This window comes from Mycobacterium sp., assembly GCF_035697385.1.
GTDB lineage: Bacteria > Actinomycetota > Actinomycetes > Mycobacteriales > Mycobacteriaceae > Mycobacterium.
Genome location: NZ_DASSCY010000235.1, coordinates 1 through 13,687, shown reverse-complemented (window position 1 = coordinate 13,687; position 13,687 = coordinate 1). Strand labels below are relative to the sequence as shown.

General features: G+C 66.3%; 12 protein-coding genes and 1 pseudogene. 9 read left to right on the top strand and 4 right to left on the bottom strand.

The window, feature by feature from the left end:
- Together VFH65_RS19890 and pruA are read right to left on the bottom strand one after the other, a co-directional pair.
- Positions 1-116: pseudogene (locus tag VFH65_RS19890) on the bottom strand (proline dehydrogenase); the annotation flags it as partial.
- A 2-nt stretch (positions 117-118) separates the two neighbouring features.
- Positions 119-1,747: an L-glutamate gamma-semialdehyde dehydrogenase gene (pruA, locus tag VFH65_RS19885; protein WP_353323766.1), complete on the bottom strand. Its 1,629-nt coding sequence runs from the start codon at positions 1,745-1,747 to the stop codon at positions 119-121.
- A 94-nt stretch (positions 1,748-1,841) separates the two neighbouring features.
- On the opposite strand from pruA, the gene VFH65_RS19880 reads away from it, so the two are divergent.
- The 4 genes from VFH65_RS19880 (at position 1,842) to VFH65_RS19865 (ending at position 6,878) form a co-directional block, all read left to right on the top strand.
- Positions 1,842-3,422, top strand: a complete 1,581-nt coding sequence (locus VFH65_RS19880) for a PucR family transcriptional regulator (RefSeq protein WP_353323765.1) — start codon at positions 1,842-1,844, stop codon at positions 3,420-3,422.
- A gap of 153 nt (positions 3,423-3,575) precedes the next feature.
- Positions 3,576-5,066, top strand: coding sequence for a carotenoid oxygenase family protein (locus tag VFH65_RS19875; protein ID WP_353323764.1), 1,491 nt, complete (start codon positions 3,576-3,578; stop codon positions 5,064-5,066).
- A 19-nt stretch (positions 5,067-5,085) separates the two neighbouring features.
- Positions 5,086-6,252 carry a sensor histidine kinase gene (locus VFH65_RS19870; protein ID WP_353323763.1) on the top strand — a complete coding sequence of 389 codons (1,167 nt, stop codon included), beginning with the start codon at positions 5,086-5,088 and terminating at the stop codon, positions 6,250-6,252.
- Positions 6,249-6,878 (top strand): response regulator transcription factor, encoded by a 630-nt coding sequence (locus VFH65_RS19865; RefSeq protein ID WP_353323762.1) that lies wholly within the window; start codon positions 6,249-6,251, stop codon positions 6,876-6,878. Before VFH65_RS19870 ends, VFH65_RS19865 begins: the two co-directional genes overlap by 4 nt.
- Before the next feature lie 177 nt (positions 6,879-7,055).
- On the opposite strand, the gene dapC is transcribed toward VFH65_RS19865, so the two are convergent.
- Both dapC and fdxA read right to left on the bottom strand, forming a co-directional pair.
- Positions 7,056-8,144, bottom strand: coding sequence for a succinyldiaminopimelate transaminase (dapC, locus tag VFH65_RS19860; RefSeq protein WP_353323761.1), 1,089 nt, complete (start codon positions 8,142-8,144; stop codon positions 7,056-7,058).
- Positions 8,145-8,171: 27 nt separating this feature from the next.
- Complete coding sequence (gene fdxA, locus VFH65_RS19855; RefSeq protein WP_353323760.1) at positions 8,172-8,498, bottom strand: ferredoxin; 327 nt, start codon at positions 8,496-8,498, stop codon at positions 8,172-8,174.
- Positions 8,499-8,867: 369 nt separating this feature from the next.
- On the opposite strand from fdxA, the gene VFH65_RS19850 reads away from it, so the two are divergent.
- From VFH65_RS19850 to VFH65_RS19830, 5 genes are all read left to right on the top strand, one after another.
- The gene (locus VFH65_RS19850) at positions 8,868-9,080 is read left to right on the top strand and encodes a hypothetical protein (RefSeq protein WP_353323759.1); all 213 of its coding nucleotides are present in this window, start codon (positions 8,868-8,870) and stop codon (positions 9,078-9,080) included.
- 81 nt (positions 9,081-9,161) lie between these two features.
- Positions 9,162-9,722: a PadR family transcriptional regulator gene (locus VFH65_RS19845; RefSeq protein WP_353323758.1), complete on the top strand. Its 561-nt coding sequence runs from the start codon at positions 9,162-9,164 to the stop codon at positions 9,720-9,722.
- Positions 9,719-11,758: an FAD-dependent oxidoreductase gene (locus VFH65_RS19840; RefSeq protein WP_414688462.1), complete on the top strand. Its 2,040-nt coding sequence runs from the start codon at positions 9,719-9,721 to the stop codon at positions 11,756-11,758. Before VFH65_RS19845 ends, VFH65_RS19840 begins: the two co-directional genes overlap by 4 nt.
- 89 nt (positions 11,759-11,847) lie before the next feature.
- Positions 11,848-12,273: a YciI family protein gene (locus tag VFH65_RS19835; protein ID WP_353323756.1), complete on the top strand. Its 426-nt coding sequence runs from the start codon at positions 11,848-11,850 to the stop codon at positions 12,271-12,273.
- Positions 12,270-13,472, top strand: coding sequence for an RNA polymerase sigma factor (locus tag VFH65_RS19830; protein ID WP_353323755.1), 1,203 nt, complete (start codon positions 12,270-12,272; stop codon positions 13,470-13,472). Before VFH65_RS19835 ends, VFH65_RS19830 begins: the two co-directional genes overlap by 4 nt.
- The last annotated feature ends 215 nt before the right edge of the window (positions 13,473-13,687 follow it).

The window sequence follows — 13,687 nt, the reverse complement described above, 5'->3', positions numbered from 1 at the left end:
AAGCGCTGCACCACCTTGCGAGTTACGGGTAAGCGCTCTGCAGCCCGTCGCAACCCTTCAGCCCGGCTGGCGGCCAGGATCGCCGGGCGCACGACCCGGCTGAACAGGTCGGCCATGATCACGCCTCCATGTGGGGGTAGTTGTGATCGGTCGGCGGCACAAACGTCTCCTTGATCGATCGGGCCGAGGTCCAGCGCAGCAGGTTCAGCGGCGAACCGGCCTTGTCGTTGGTGCCCGACGCCCGCGAACCGCCGAAGGGCTGCTGTCCCACCACCGCGCCGGTGGGCTTGTCGTTGACGTAGAAGTTGCCGGCCGTATGCCGCAGTCGCTGCTGGGCGCGCAGCACCGCCGCGCGATCGTCGGCGATCACCGCGCCGGTCAAGGCGTACTTGGCGCCGGTATCGACGACGTCGAGGAGCCGCTCGTAGTCGTCATCGGGATACACGTGCACCGACAGGATCGGGCCGAAGTACTCGGTGCAGAACGACTCGTCGCTCGGATCGTCGGACAGCAGCACCGTCGGCCGGACGAAATACCCTTCGCTGTCGTCATATTCGCCACCCGCCGCAATAGTGACCCCTGCCGCGGACTTGGCCCGCTCGATGGCCTTGACGTTCTTGGCGAATGACCGCTCGTCGATCAGGGCGCCGCCGTAGTTGGACAGGTCGGTGACATCGCCGTACCGCAGCGCGTCGGTCGCCGCGAGGAAGTCGTCGCCCATCTTCTGCCACACCGAGCGCGGAATGAACGCCCGTGACGCCGCCGAGCATTTCTGCCCCTGGTAGTCGAATGCGCCGCGAATCAGCGCTGTCCGCAACACATCCGGATGAGCGCTGGAATGCGCCAGCACGAAATCCTTGCCGCCGGTCTCCCCGACCAGTCGCGGATAACCGTTGTAGCGGTCGATGTTGTTGCCGACCTCGCGCCACAGGTGCTGGAACGTCGCCGTCGATCCGGTGAAGTGGATACCGGCCAGGCGCGGATCGGCAAGCGCCACATCGGAAACCGCCTTGCCGTCGCCGCCGAGCAGGTTGATCACACCGGGCGGCAGACCCGCCGCCTCCAGCAGCTGCATGGTCAGGTACGCGGCGAAGGCCTGGGTCGGCGACGGCTTCCACACGACCGTGTTGCCCATCAGCGCCGGTGCGGTCGGCAGGTTGCCTGCGATCGCGGTGAAGTTGAACGGGGTGATCGCGTAGACGAAGCCCTCGAGCGCCCGGTAGTCGGTGCGGTTCCACACGCCGCGGCTGCTGATCGGCTGCTGCGCGAGGATCTGGCGGGCGAACGCGACGTTGAAGCGCCAGAAGTCGATGAGTTCACACGGGGCATCGATCTCGGCCTGGTAGGCGCTCTTCGACTGGCCGAGCATGGTGGCCGCCGCGATCTTCTCCCGCCACGGACCGGCAAGCAGGTCGGCCGCACGCAGGAACACTGCCGCGCGCTCGTCGAACGGCGTGGCTTCCCATTCGGCCTTGGCGGCCATCGCGGCGTCGATAGCGGCGGTGGCGTCTGTGTGGGTGGCGTTCGTCAGCGTGCCCAGCCGCGCTGCATGGTGGTGCGGCTGGACCACGTCGATGCGTTCGCCGTCGCCCATGCGGTGGGACCCGCCGATGACGTGCGGCAGGTCGATGGGTTCCTGAGCTAGCGCCCGTAGCTGTTCAGTGAGCCGGGTGCGTTCACCCGAACCAGGTGCGTATTCGTGAATCGGCTCGTTGGCCGGCAGGGGTACGTCGGTGATGGCGTCCATGCAGCAAGGATCCCCTGAATGCGACGCGCAACACATGGCTGATCCGACAACACCCTCAGGCCTCTATAGTCGAATCGGACAAAGGAGGGGTGCCATGGCGGAGCAATCCTCCGGGCTGGGTCTCGGACAGCTGCTACTGGCCCTCGACCGCACGATGGTCACGCTGGTCGAGGCGCCGCGCGGCCTGGACATGCCGGTGGGTTCGGTGGCGCTGGTCGACGCTGACGACGTGCGGCTGGGTCTGGCGGTCGGCCCTGGATCGGCCGACCTGTTCTTCCTGCTGGGAGTGTCCGACGCCGATGCCGTGCGCTGGATCGGCGAGCAGGCCGGCAAAGTGCCGGCCGCAATCTTCGTCAAGGAGCCAACCGACGAAGCCGTCCGGCGGGCCGTCGCGCTGGGCACCGCGGTGGTGGCCGTCGAACCGCGGGCGCGGTGGGAACTGCTGTACAAGCTCGTCAACCACGCCTTCGAGCATCACGGCGATCGCGGCGACCCGCTGTACGACTCCGGCACCGACCTGTTCGGCCTTGCTCAGTCGATCGCCGACCGCACCCGCGGCATGATCAGCATCGAAGACGCGGAGTCCCACATGCTGGCCTACTCGGCCTCCAGCGATGAGGCCGACGAGCTGCGCCGGCTGACCATCCTTGGCCGCGCCGGCCCGCCAGAACACCTGGAGTGGATCGGACAGTGGGGCATCTTCGACGCGCTGCGCGCCAGCGGCGAGGTCGTCCGCGTCGCCGAGCGCCCCGAATTGGGCCTGCGGCCGCGGTTGGCGGTCGGCATCCACCTGCCTGCGACCGACGCTCGCCGACGGCCGGGTTTCGCCGGGACGATCTGGTTGCAGCAGGGGTCGGCGCCGCTGGCCGACGACGTCGAGGACGTCATGCGCGGCGGGGCGGTGCTCGCGGCCCGCATCATGTCGCGGCTGGCGGCCGCACCATCGACGCACACGGTTCGGGTACAGGAGCTGCTTGGACTGGGCGGGGAGGATGTTGATATCGCGGTGATCGCGCGCGAGCTGGGCATTGTGGCCGACGGCCGCGCAGCGCTGATCGGGTTTCGCGGCGTGGCCACTACAGTGCCTGCTGACGTTATCGCTTTGAGCGCAAGCGCCTTTCGCGCCGATGCGCAGGTCGCGTCGACCGGCGAGCGGGTGTATGTACTCCTACCGAAGACCGGTGTGCCGTCATCGGTGACGTCGTGGGTGCGCGGCGTGGTGGCGGCGCTCCGCCGCGAGCTTGGGCTGACGCTGCGGGCCGTCATCGCGGCGCCGCTGGCCGGACTGGCGGGTGTCGCATCGGCGCGCGCCGAGGTGGACCGCGTGTTCGACAGCGCCGAGCGCCACCCCGGCGCCATCGGGCAGGTGTCGTCCCTCGACGAAGCGCGCACCACCGTGCTGCTGGACGCGATCGTCGCGCAGGTGGCCGGCCAGCCGCGGCTCGTCGACCCGCGGGTGCGACAGCTGCGCGAGCAGGATCCGATGCTCGCCGACACGCTGCAGGCGTACCTGGACGGGTTCGGCGACATCGGCGCCGTGGCGCAGCGCTTGCACGTTCACCCGAATACGGTGCGCTATCGCGTGCGCCGGATCGAGAAGCTTCTATCGACGTCGTTGGACGACCCGGACGATCGGCTCGTCCTTGCGCTGGGATTGCGTGCGACCGCGGATTAGGCCCCGAGTGGGAACTTATTGCACGCATTTCGCGCTGGCGCGTGCCATAACTGGCCACTCGACGGTGTATCCAGCTGTCAACCGGTCGATGGACACCGGAATTCAACCGTCAGGGGGTTTCGCAGTCGCACCGGACAGGCGCAGCATCAAGTCATGACCACTGCAGCGCGGGTCCGCGAGACGGACAACCCGTACTTAACCGGCAATTTCGCTCCTGTGCGCGAGGAGATCACGGCGATCGATCTTGACGTCACGGGATCCATTCCCGAGTACCTCGACGGCCGCTATTTGCGCATTGGGCCCAACCCGATGGGCGACCCTGACCCCGCGAAATACCACTGGTTCCTCGGTACCGGAATGGCTCACGGCCTCCGTCTGCGCGACGGCAAGGCGCTTTGGTACCGCAACAGGTATGTGCGATCCGCCGACGTCGCTCGCAGGCTTGGGGAGACATGGCCAGGCGGCGCACACTCCGGCGGTGTCGACTTCGCCGCCAACACCAACATCATCGGCCACGCGGGTCGCACGTACGCAATCGCGGAGTCCGGTGTTCGGCCCTACGAGCTGACGGATGAACTCGAGACCGTGGGCCCCTCCGATTTCTGCGGCACGTTGTTCGGCGGGTACACCGCACATCCCAAGCGCGATCCCGCAACCGGCGAGCTGCACGCGGTGTCCTATAACCCCATGCGCGGCAACATTGTTCAGTACACGGTCACCGGGGTCGACGGCAAGGTCCGCCGTACGGTGAACATCCGGTTGAAAGCTCAGACGATGATGCACGATTTCTCGCTGACCGAAAAGTACGTCGTGCTGTACGACTTGCCGGTCGCCCTGGACTTGAGCGGGGTGCTACACGGCCGGCCCGCCAAGGCCGTCGCCGGAATGCTGACGCGCATCGCTGAACGCCACGCCGCACCGGATTTCGTGGTGCGCGCCATCATGCGTGGGTCGGAACGCTCGGGTCCACCGTCAGGGGGCATGCCCTATCGATGGGCGCCGGAACGGCAGGCTCGCGTCGGGGTGATGCCACGCGAAGGCACGGCCTCCGACATCAGATGGTTCGAGGTCAAGCCGTGCTACGTGTTCCATCCGTTGAACGCCTATGACGATGGCGACCGAATAGTGCTCGACGTTGTGCGTCACTCGTCGGTGTTCACTACGGGCACTCGCCTGTTCCCCGAGGACCAGTCATTGGATCGATGGACCGTTGATCTCACCTCTGCCAAGGTCATCGAAGAACGTCTTGACGACACTCCCCAGGAATTCCCGCGCGTCGACGAACGACTGGTCGGCCGGCGCCACCGGTATGGCTATTCCGTCGGGTACTCCCGCGAGTCGGATGGATACTCCCGGCAAGACGCCATCCTGAAACATGACCTCTCCACACATAGCTCCCAGTCCGTTGCGTTCGGGCCCGGCCGCGAGCCCGGCGAGTTCGTCTTCGTCCCGTCGACTGCGGATGCCGCGGAGGACGACGGCGTGGCGATGGGGTTCGTGTACGACCGGTCGGCCGACCGCAGCGACCTGGTGCTGCTCGATGGGCAGACACTGGAAACCGTCGCGACCGTGCACCTTCCGGCACGGGTGCCACACGGCTTTCACGGCAACTGGGTGCCGACCGAGGGTTTGGGCCCCCAGTGAAAGTAGGGGACATCGCCCCATGAGCGGGGGGCGAAGCGGTGAGTGGCACTGGCTGTGGGATGCCTACGTCTTAGGCATGTGCGCCGCAGCCGCCGCGGGGGTCGTGATGCTCGACGACCGCGTCCCGAGCAACGTGCCAGTGGCGCTCGCAGCGTTGTTTGGCATCGTCGTGTGCGTATCGGCGTTCGGCAGTCGCGTCAGCCGCGGGGGCGAATTCGATTGGCGAACACTGCTGTTTCTCGCGACGGTGATCGGGCTGTGGATCGTCGCGATGTCGGCGTCGGCGGTTGCGGTTGCTGCGGTGCCCGCGATCTATCCCCTCGTGTTCGCCTCGTTACCCCTGCCCACCGCGCTCGTTGTTACGACTGTGGTGAACTTCGCGCCTCTAAGCCTCGCGCTGTTGATTTATGGGTTCCGGTGGCCCCATCTGCCTTTGGCGGTTGCCTTTACGCTCGTCGGGCTGATCGCTGCACCCGTCATCGGGATTACGATCATGACGTCGATGAAGCAGCGCAGGAAACTGGCCGAACTTGTCGCGGAGCTTGCGGCGACCCGGGCCCAGAGTGCGCGCCTGTCACGCGAGGCCGGCACGGCCGCCGAACGGGAAAGGCTGGCACGCGAAATCCACGACACATTGGCCCAGGGTTTCACCAGCATCGTTGCGCTCGCGCAAGCCGTCGAGCCCGAGTTGGAGACCGACACGGCCGCCGCGAAGCGGCACGTCGAACTCATCCGCACAACGGCCAGGGAGAACCTGGCCGAGGCGCGGGCGATGGTGGCCGAACTGACTCCCACAGCGCTGCATGAGGGTTCACTCTCCGCGGCTATCCAACGCCAGTGCGACAGGCTGTCGGACGAAACCGGAATCGCCGTGACGATGCGCGCGGACGACGGTCTTCCAGCGCTGGGTATGGCGGCCGACGTCGTGCTGCTGCGCGCCACGCAGGAGGCGTTCTCCAATATTCGCAAGCATGCGCAGGCAGATACTGTGACCGTTGAACTGTCCGCCCACGACCATGGCGTGCGACTGGCGGTGGCAGACAACGGCATTGGCCTGCCCGATGCGATCACACAAGGTTTCGGCCTGCGCGGGATGCGGGCACGTGCGGCGCAGGTAGGCGGAACGATGTCACTGTCACCGACGGCCGGCGGCGGGACGACGGTGACCCTGCAGGTTCCGGCATGACCACCGTCCTGCTGGTCGACGACCATCCTGTCGTCCGCGAAGGACTGCGCGGCATGATCGACGCCGAACCAGACCTCACCGTCGTGGGCGAGGCGGGTTCTGGCGCCGAGGCCGTCGTCATGGCCGAATCCCTGTGTCCCGACGTGATTCTCATGGACCTGCGGATGCCCGATGTGGACGGCGTGGCAGCGACCGAACGAATCCTGGCGGTGTTACCGCGGACGCGGATCGTGGTCGTCACGACCTATGAATCCGACGCCGACATCCTGCGTGCCGTCGAGGCGGGCGCTGCGGGCTATCTACTCAAGGATGCGTCGCGCTCTGAGCTGGCCGAAGCGGTGCGCGATGCCGCCCGCGGCAAGACCGTGCTGGCGCCGACGGTGGCGGATCGGCTGGTTCGCTTTGTGCGACAACCCGGTTCGGCGACGCTGTCCGCCCGTGAAGTAGAAGTCCTCGGCCACGTCGCAAAGGGCAGGTCTAACGCGGAAATCGGACGTGAGCTGCACATCGGCGAGGCTACGGTGAAAACTCACCTGCTGCGGGCGTTCAACAAGCTCGGCGTCTCAGACCGCACGGCAGCGGTGACGACGGCGATGTCGCTCGGATTACTGCGCGAGCAGACGTAAAAGCACCCAAAACCTCGGCGTGTCGAGGCCTTTTGCGTTCCTCTCGAAAATGGGCGATATGCCCTGGGTGGACGTCTGCGCTGTGGCAGGGCATCGCGAGAGTAGGGAATATGACGGAATCCGCGTCGGATCCCGTCATATTCCCTACTCTCGGCGCGATTTTCGCTGCTGCTCGCGCTAAGACGTAAGTCGTTGCACAGCAGCGGCTATCCGCTCGTCGGTCGCGGTGAGCGCGACGCGCACGTGTCGTGAGCCGCGTGGGCCGTAGAACTCTCCTGGCGCCACAAGGATTCCGCGTTGCGCAAACCATGCGACGGTGTCGCGGCACGGTTCGCCGCGGGTGGCCCAGATGTAGAGCCCGGCCTCGGAGTGATCGACGGTCAACCCGGCCGACTGCAGTGCCGGCAGCAGGGAGGCGCGTCGTCGCTCATACCTCTGGCGCTGCTCGCGTTCGTGCGCATCGTCGTCAAGCGCGGCGACCATGGCGGCCTGCACCGGCGTCGGCACCATCATCCCGGCGTGCTTGCGCACCGCCAGCAGCTCGGCGATTACCGCCGGATCACCGGCGACGAAGCCGGCGCGGTAACCGGCCAGCGACGATGTCTTCGACAGCGAATGAATGGCCAGCAGGCCGGTGTGGTCGCCGTCGCAGACCTCTGGATGCAGTACCGAGTACGGCTGGGCGTCCCACCCGAGACCCAGGTAGCACTCGTCGGAGGCGACCAGCGCGCCGCGTTCGCGGGCCCAGCCCACCACCTTGCGGAGGTGCTCAACACCGAGCACCTTGCCGGTCGGATTGCTCGGCGAATTCAGGTACACCAGCGGCGGCGACTGCGGGCCGAGTTGAGTGAGCGAATCAGCGAGCACCACCTGGGCGCCCGCCAACTGCGCGCCGACCTCGTATGTCGGATAGGCCAGCTCGGGCACGACGACCGCGTCCTCGCCACCCAGCCCGAGCAGGGTCGGCAGCCACGCGATGAGTTCCTTGGTGCCGATCACGGGAAGCACTGCGTCGTCGGGCAATCCGGTGATGCCATATCGGCGGCGTAATGCAGCAGCCGCCGACGCCCGCAGCGCAGGGGTACCCGCGGTGGTGGGATAGCCCGACGATGCGCTGGCCGCGGTGAGTGCGTCGCGGATCAGCGGCGCGACCGGGTCGACCGGTGTACCGACCGACAGGTCGACGATGCCGTCGGGGTGTGAACGGGCGAGCGCCGTGACGTCGGCCAGGGTGTCCCAAGGGAACACCGGCAACGACGCCGACACCCGCCTACGAAGGTGCGGGCGGGCCGTTTAGGACTCCTCGCCTTGCGGCGGGAGATCCTTGACCGCCTGCGGATCGTTCTCCGTCAACCCCACCTTGGACGCGCCGCCCGGCGAGCCCAGTTCGGCGAAGAAGTCGGCGTTGATCTGCGTGTATCCGCTCCACTGGTCGGGCACATCGTCCTCGTAGTAGATGGCCTCGACCGGGCATACCGGCTCGCACGCGCCGCAGTCGACGCATTCGTCCGGATGGATGTACAGCATGCGTGCGCCCTCGTAGATGCAATCGACAGGGCACTCCTCGATACATGCCTTGTCTTTGATGTCGACGCAGGGTTCGGCAATCGTGTACGTCACAGGTTGCTCCTCGATCTCCTGTCCGGGGCTGCCAGGCTGGGTCGAGCCCGCTGAAAAGTCGTTGCCAGTATCCGAAACCGGTACTTGGACGTCTGTCTCAGTGTGCCCTAACTTTTACACCGCCCGGTTAAGGGTGGCGCGTGGTTACTGATACTAGACGTTGCACATACAGCACGCCTAGGGACACACCCATCTGACTTGCCCTTCTCGCTGCTCCGAGCTGTATGTGACGCCGCCCACATGTGCGTTCGACTGTGATGACTTGCGAGACGGGCGAAATGGCTCCTGCGAAGGAAGACCGCTGCCGCGCCGCGCGTTCCTCCAGATAGCAACTGCTTAGCTTGACTAAGCCTGACAAAGGAGTCGTAAATGAAGAAGTTAGCGCTCGGACTCGCCACGGCCGGCACGCTGTTCGCGATGACGATCGGACTCGCCAGCCCCGCCTTGGCCGCGCCGCGTGACAGCGCCCCGAATTACGACGCCGTGTACGTGACGGAGGGCGGCACCGCGTCGTACCAACCCGTCGACTGCTCGGTGCACGTCAACTCGGGCGGCACAGACGTCAACGTGAACTGGTGCTGACCTGACGAATCGCGCGGCCTATGCGCAAGGTTGCAGTGCAACCAGTTGCATAGGTCGCGCGATTCGCCGTAGGCTGCCTGCGTGGCACTTCCTCACGCGATCCTGGTCGCGCTGTGCGAGCAGTCCGGATCCGGATACGAACTCGCGCGCCGGTTCGACCGGTCCATCGGTTACTTCTGGGCCGCGACGCATCAGCAGATCTACCGCACGCTGCGGGCGATGGAGGACGACGGCTGGGTGCACGTCGCACCGGTCGTGCAGCAAGGCCGGCCTGACAAGAAGGTGTACACGGTCTCCGATGCCGGCCGCGATGAGCTGGCCCGCTGGATTGCCGAACCGCTGTCCGGCCGCGGAAGTTCGGTGGCCGACAACCGCACCCGCGACCTCGCCGTGAAGGTGCGCGGCGCCGCCCACGGCGACGTCGATGTGCTACGCGCGCAGGTCGCCGCATTGCGCGCCGAACGCGCCGAATTGCTTGACGCCTACCGCGGATTCGAGAAACGCCAGTTTCCCGAACCTGGTGCGCTGACCGGTAGTGCGCTGCATCAGTACCTGGTGCTGCGCGGCGGCATCCGCGCGGAGGAAAGCGCCGTCGACTGGCTCGACGAAGTGGCGGCGGCGTTAAAGGTGGCCCAGCGATGAGCGCTCGCGCGAAGAGCAGAACCACAATGAGCTATCCAAACCTGCTGTCGCCGTTGGACCTCGGCTTCACCACGCTGCGCAACCGCGTGGTGATGGGTTCGATGCATACCGGCCTCGAGGACCGGGCCCGCGACACCGACCGGCTCGCAGCGTATTTCGCCGACCGTGCCCGCGGCGGCGTCGGGCTCATCATCACCGGCGGATACGCCCCGAACCGGACCGGTTGGCTGCTGCCGTTCGCCGCGCAGATGACCTCGTCGTCGGATGCTCGACGGCACCGTCGCATCACCGGCGCCGTGCACGACGCTGACGGGAAGATCCTGCTGCAGATCCTGCACGCCGGACGCTATGCGTACCACCCGTTTTCGGTGAGCGCGTCGGCCATCAAAGCGCCGATCAACCCGTTCCGCCCGCGGGCATTGCGGGATGTCGACGGCACCATCGACGACTTCGCGCGCTGCGCTGTGCTCGCCCGCGAAGCCGGGTACGACGGCGTGGAGATCATGGGCAGCGAAGGCTATCTGCTCAATCAGTTCCTGGCGCCGCGCACCAACAAGCGCATCGACGCGTGGGGAGGCACACCGGAGAAGCGCCGTCGCATGCCGGTCGAGATCGTGCGTCGTACCCGCGCCGCCGTCGGCGACGACTTCATCATCTGCTACCGGATGTCGATGGCGGACTACGTCGAGGACGGCCAAAGCTGGGACGAAATCGTCGCACTCGCAACGGAAGTCGAGGCCGCAGGCGCCACGCTCATCAACTCCGGCATCGGCTGGCACGAGGCGCGAGTGCCCACGATCGTCACGTCGGTGCCCAACAGCGCGTTCGTCGACATCAGCAACGCGGTGGCCGAACACGTGAACATTCCGGTGGTGGCGTCCAACCGGATCAACATGCCGCAGACCGCCGAACAGATCCTCGCCGACGGCCATGTGCAGTTGATCTCGATGGCGCGCCCACTGCTGTCGGACCCGGACTGGGTGCGCAAGGCCGCCGCGGACGCAGCCGACGAAATCAACACGTGCATCGCCTGCAACCAGGCGTGCCTGGATCACGCGTTCGTCCACAAGACGGTGTCGTGCCTGCTGAATCCGCGGGCAGGCCATGAGACGAGGCTGGTGCTTGGACCGACGCGTCGCACCAAGCGGATCGCGGTGGTCGGCGCAGGGCCGGCCGGACTGGCCGCAGCGGTCACCGCGGCGCAGCGGGGACACGACGTGACGCTGTTCGAGGCCGGCGATGGCATCGGCGGTCAATTCGATTTGGCGCGAAGGATTCCCGGCAAAGAGGAATTCAGCGAAACGATCCGCTATTACACGACGATGCTGGACAAACACGGCGTCGACGTCCGGCTTCGGACCCGCGCCGATGTCGACGAGCTTGCCGGATTCCACGAAGTGGTGCTGGCGACCGGGGTGGCTCCGCGGATTCCCGACATCCCTGGCGTCGACCATCCGATGGTCCTTTCGTACGCGGAAGCCATCGCCGGCAAGCCGGTCGGCAAGGCCGTCGCCGTCGTCGGCGCCGGAGGAATCGGGTTCGATGTCAGCGAGTTCCTGGTCACCGACCAATCACCGACGCTGAACCTGAAGGAATGGAAAGCTGAGTGGGGCGCCGCCGATCCTCAGGAGGCGCGGGGTGCGCTGACGACACCGATCCCGGCGCCGGCCGCGCGCGAGGTGTATCTGCTGCAGCGCACGAAGGGACCCCAGGGTAAGCGGCTCGGCAAGACGTCGGGATGGGTGCATCGCGCGTCACTGAAGGCCAAAGGCGTGCAGCAGCTTTCCGGCGTGAACTACGAACGCATCGACGACGACGGCTTGCACATCAGCTTCGGCTCCGATCGGTCAGACCCGCGGGTACTCGCGGTCGACAATGTCGTGATCTGCGCCGGCCAGGAGTCTGTCCGTGATCTGGAAGAGGGCCTGCGCCGCAACGGCGTCGAGCCGCACGTGATCGGAGGCGCGGCGGTGGCCGTCGAGCTCGATGCCAAGCGTGCGATCAAGCAGGGCACCGAACTCGCCGCCCGCCTGTAGCTCTCCCCGCGAGCCACTGTGTCGTAATGGCCGTGCTGCCGATCGTCTTACTGATAGGGATGCAAAGGACATCCCGGACGAGGAGGTACATGGATGCCATCGACTATCAAGCCCAGCCTGATGGTCTGTTACGGACTCGGCGGCGGATGCCAGGGATCCAGGAGGCGTGCGGCATGAAGTATGTGCTGTTGTTCGTCGACACCGAAGAATTCGAGAGCGAACTCGCGGCCATGGACCCGTCCGAACGAGAGCGGGCCTACGGCAGGGTCAACGAATGGTTCGCCACCTACGCGGACAAGCTGCGGGGCAGTGGCAAGCTGAAATCTCCCGAGACCGCGACGACGGTGCGGCTCGACGGCGATGAACCGGTGATCATCGACGGGCCGTTTGTCGAAGGCAAAGAGGTCGTGAGCGGGTATGCCGAGATCGAGGTCGCCGATTTGGACGAGGCACTGCAAATGGTCAAGGCCTGGCCGGCCTGCCCGATCGTCGAGATCCGTCCCCTGGAGTCATGAGTCCATTGACTGATGCGGTGCATGCCCAGTTGGCCCGCGTGGTGCGCGAACACGCGAGCCAACTGGCCGCGTCTTTGATGCATGTGACAGGCGATTTCGCCACCGCAGAAGATCTGGTTCAGGATGCCGTGCTGGCCGCGCTGCGGCACTGGCCGGTGGAAGGGATACCGCAGCGGCCGGACTCCTGGCTGTTCACGGTCGCCCGACGCCGCGGCCTGGACGCACGGCGGCGCGATCACAACTACGTCGCCAAATTGGCGCAACTGCAGTGGCCGGTTCAGCCTGAGCCTGACGAGCGGCTGCGGCTGATCTTCACATGCTGCCACCCGGCACTACCCCGCGAGGCGCAGATCGCGCTGACGCTGCGGGTGGTGTGCGGCATGACAACAGCCCAGATCGCGCGAGCGTTCCTAGTGCAGGAAACGACTATGGCGCAACGGATTACCCGCGCCAAACGTAAGATCACCGATGCGGGCATTCCGTACCGGATCCCTGCCGATGACGAGCTGGGTTCCCGCCTGGCCGAGGTCTTGGCGGTGATCTACCTGCTGTTCAACGAGGGCTACCTGTGTACTGCCGAGCGGGCGCAGTCGCGCGATCTCGTCGAGGACGCCGAGTGGCTTGCGTCTCTGCTGCACGAGCTGATGCCGACCGAGCCGGAGGTGGGTGGCCTGCTCGCGTTGATCCGGCTGCACCGCGCCCGCGCAGCGGCCCGCTTCGATCGCGATGGTCATTTGGTGCTGTTGCAGGACCAGGACAGGACCCTGTGGGACGGCGAGGCGATCGCGCAGGCGACTCAATTGCTTACCCGCGCCACCAAATACCGTCGTCCCGGCCCGTACCAGCTGCAAGCCGCGATCGTCGCCTGCCATGCCGAAGCCAAACGCTGGCAGGACACCGACTGGGAACAGATCGTGCTGCTCTACGACATGCTGCTTCACCTCGCACCGTCACCTGTCACGCGCCTCCATCGCGCCATCGCGCTGCGGTACAGGTCGGGAGCGCATGCAGCCATGATCGAACTGGATGCGCTCGCCGGCGTGCTGGACCGCTATCACCTCTACCACGCGACGCGCGCCGAGCTGCAGCGCGAACTCGGTGATCCAGACCAGGCCAGGGCCGCCGACGGCCACGCACTCGAGTTGACCGCCAACCCCGCCGAACGAGCCGTGCTACAAGAGCGCATCGCATGGACCTGAACCCGGGCTGTCGTTTTCGGCGAGCCGCCAATCGTCTTATTGATAGGAGCCGCATTCGACGACGCAAAGCAAGTCCGCGGCACTGCCCGTACTGAGAGGAGACCGCCGACAACCATGTCCGACATAACCCAGCTGCATCGCGCGCTCATCGCGCGCGTCCTCGACGGCAACGGGAAGGCGCCGACCGGGTTGCGCCGAGCCGAGTTCGACAATGC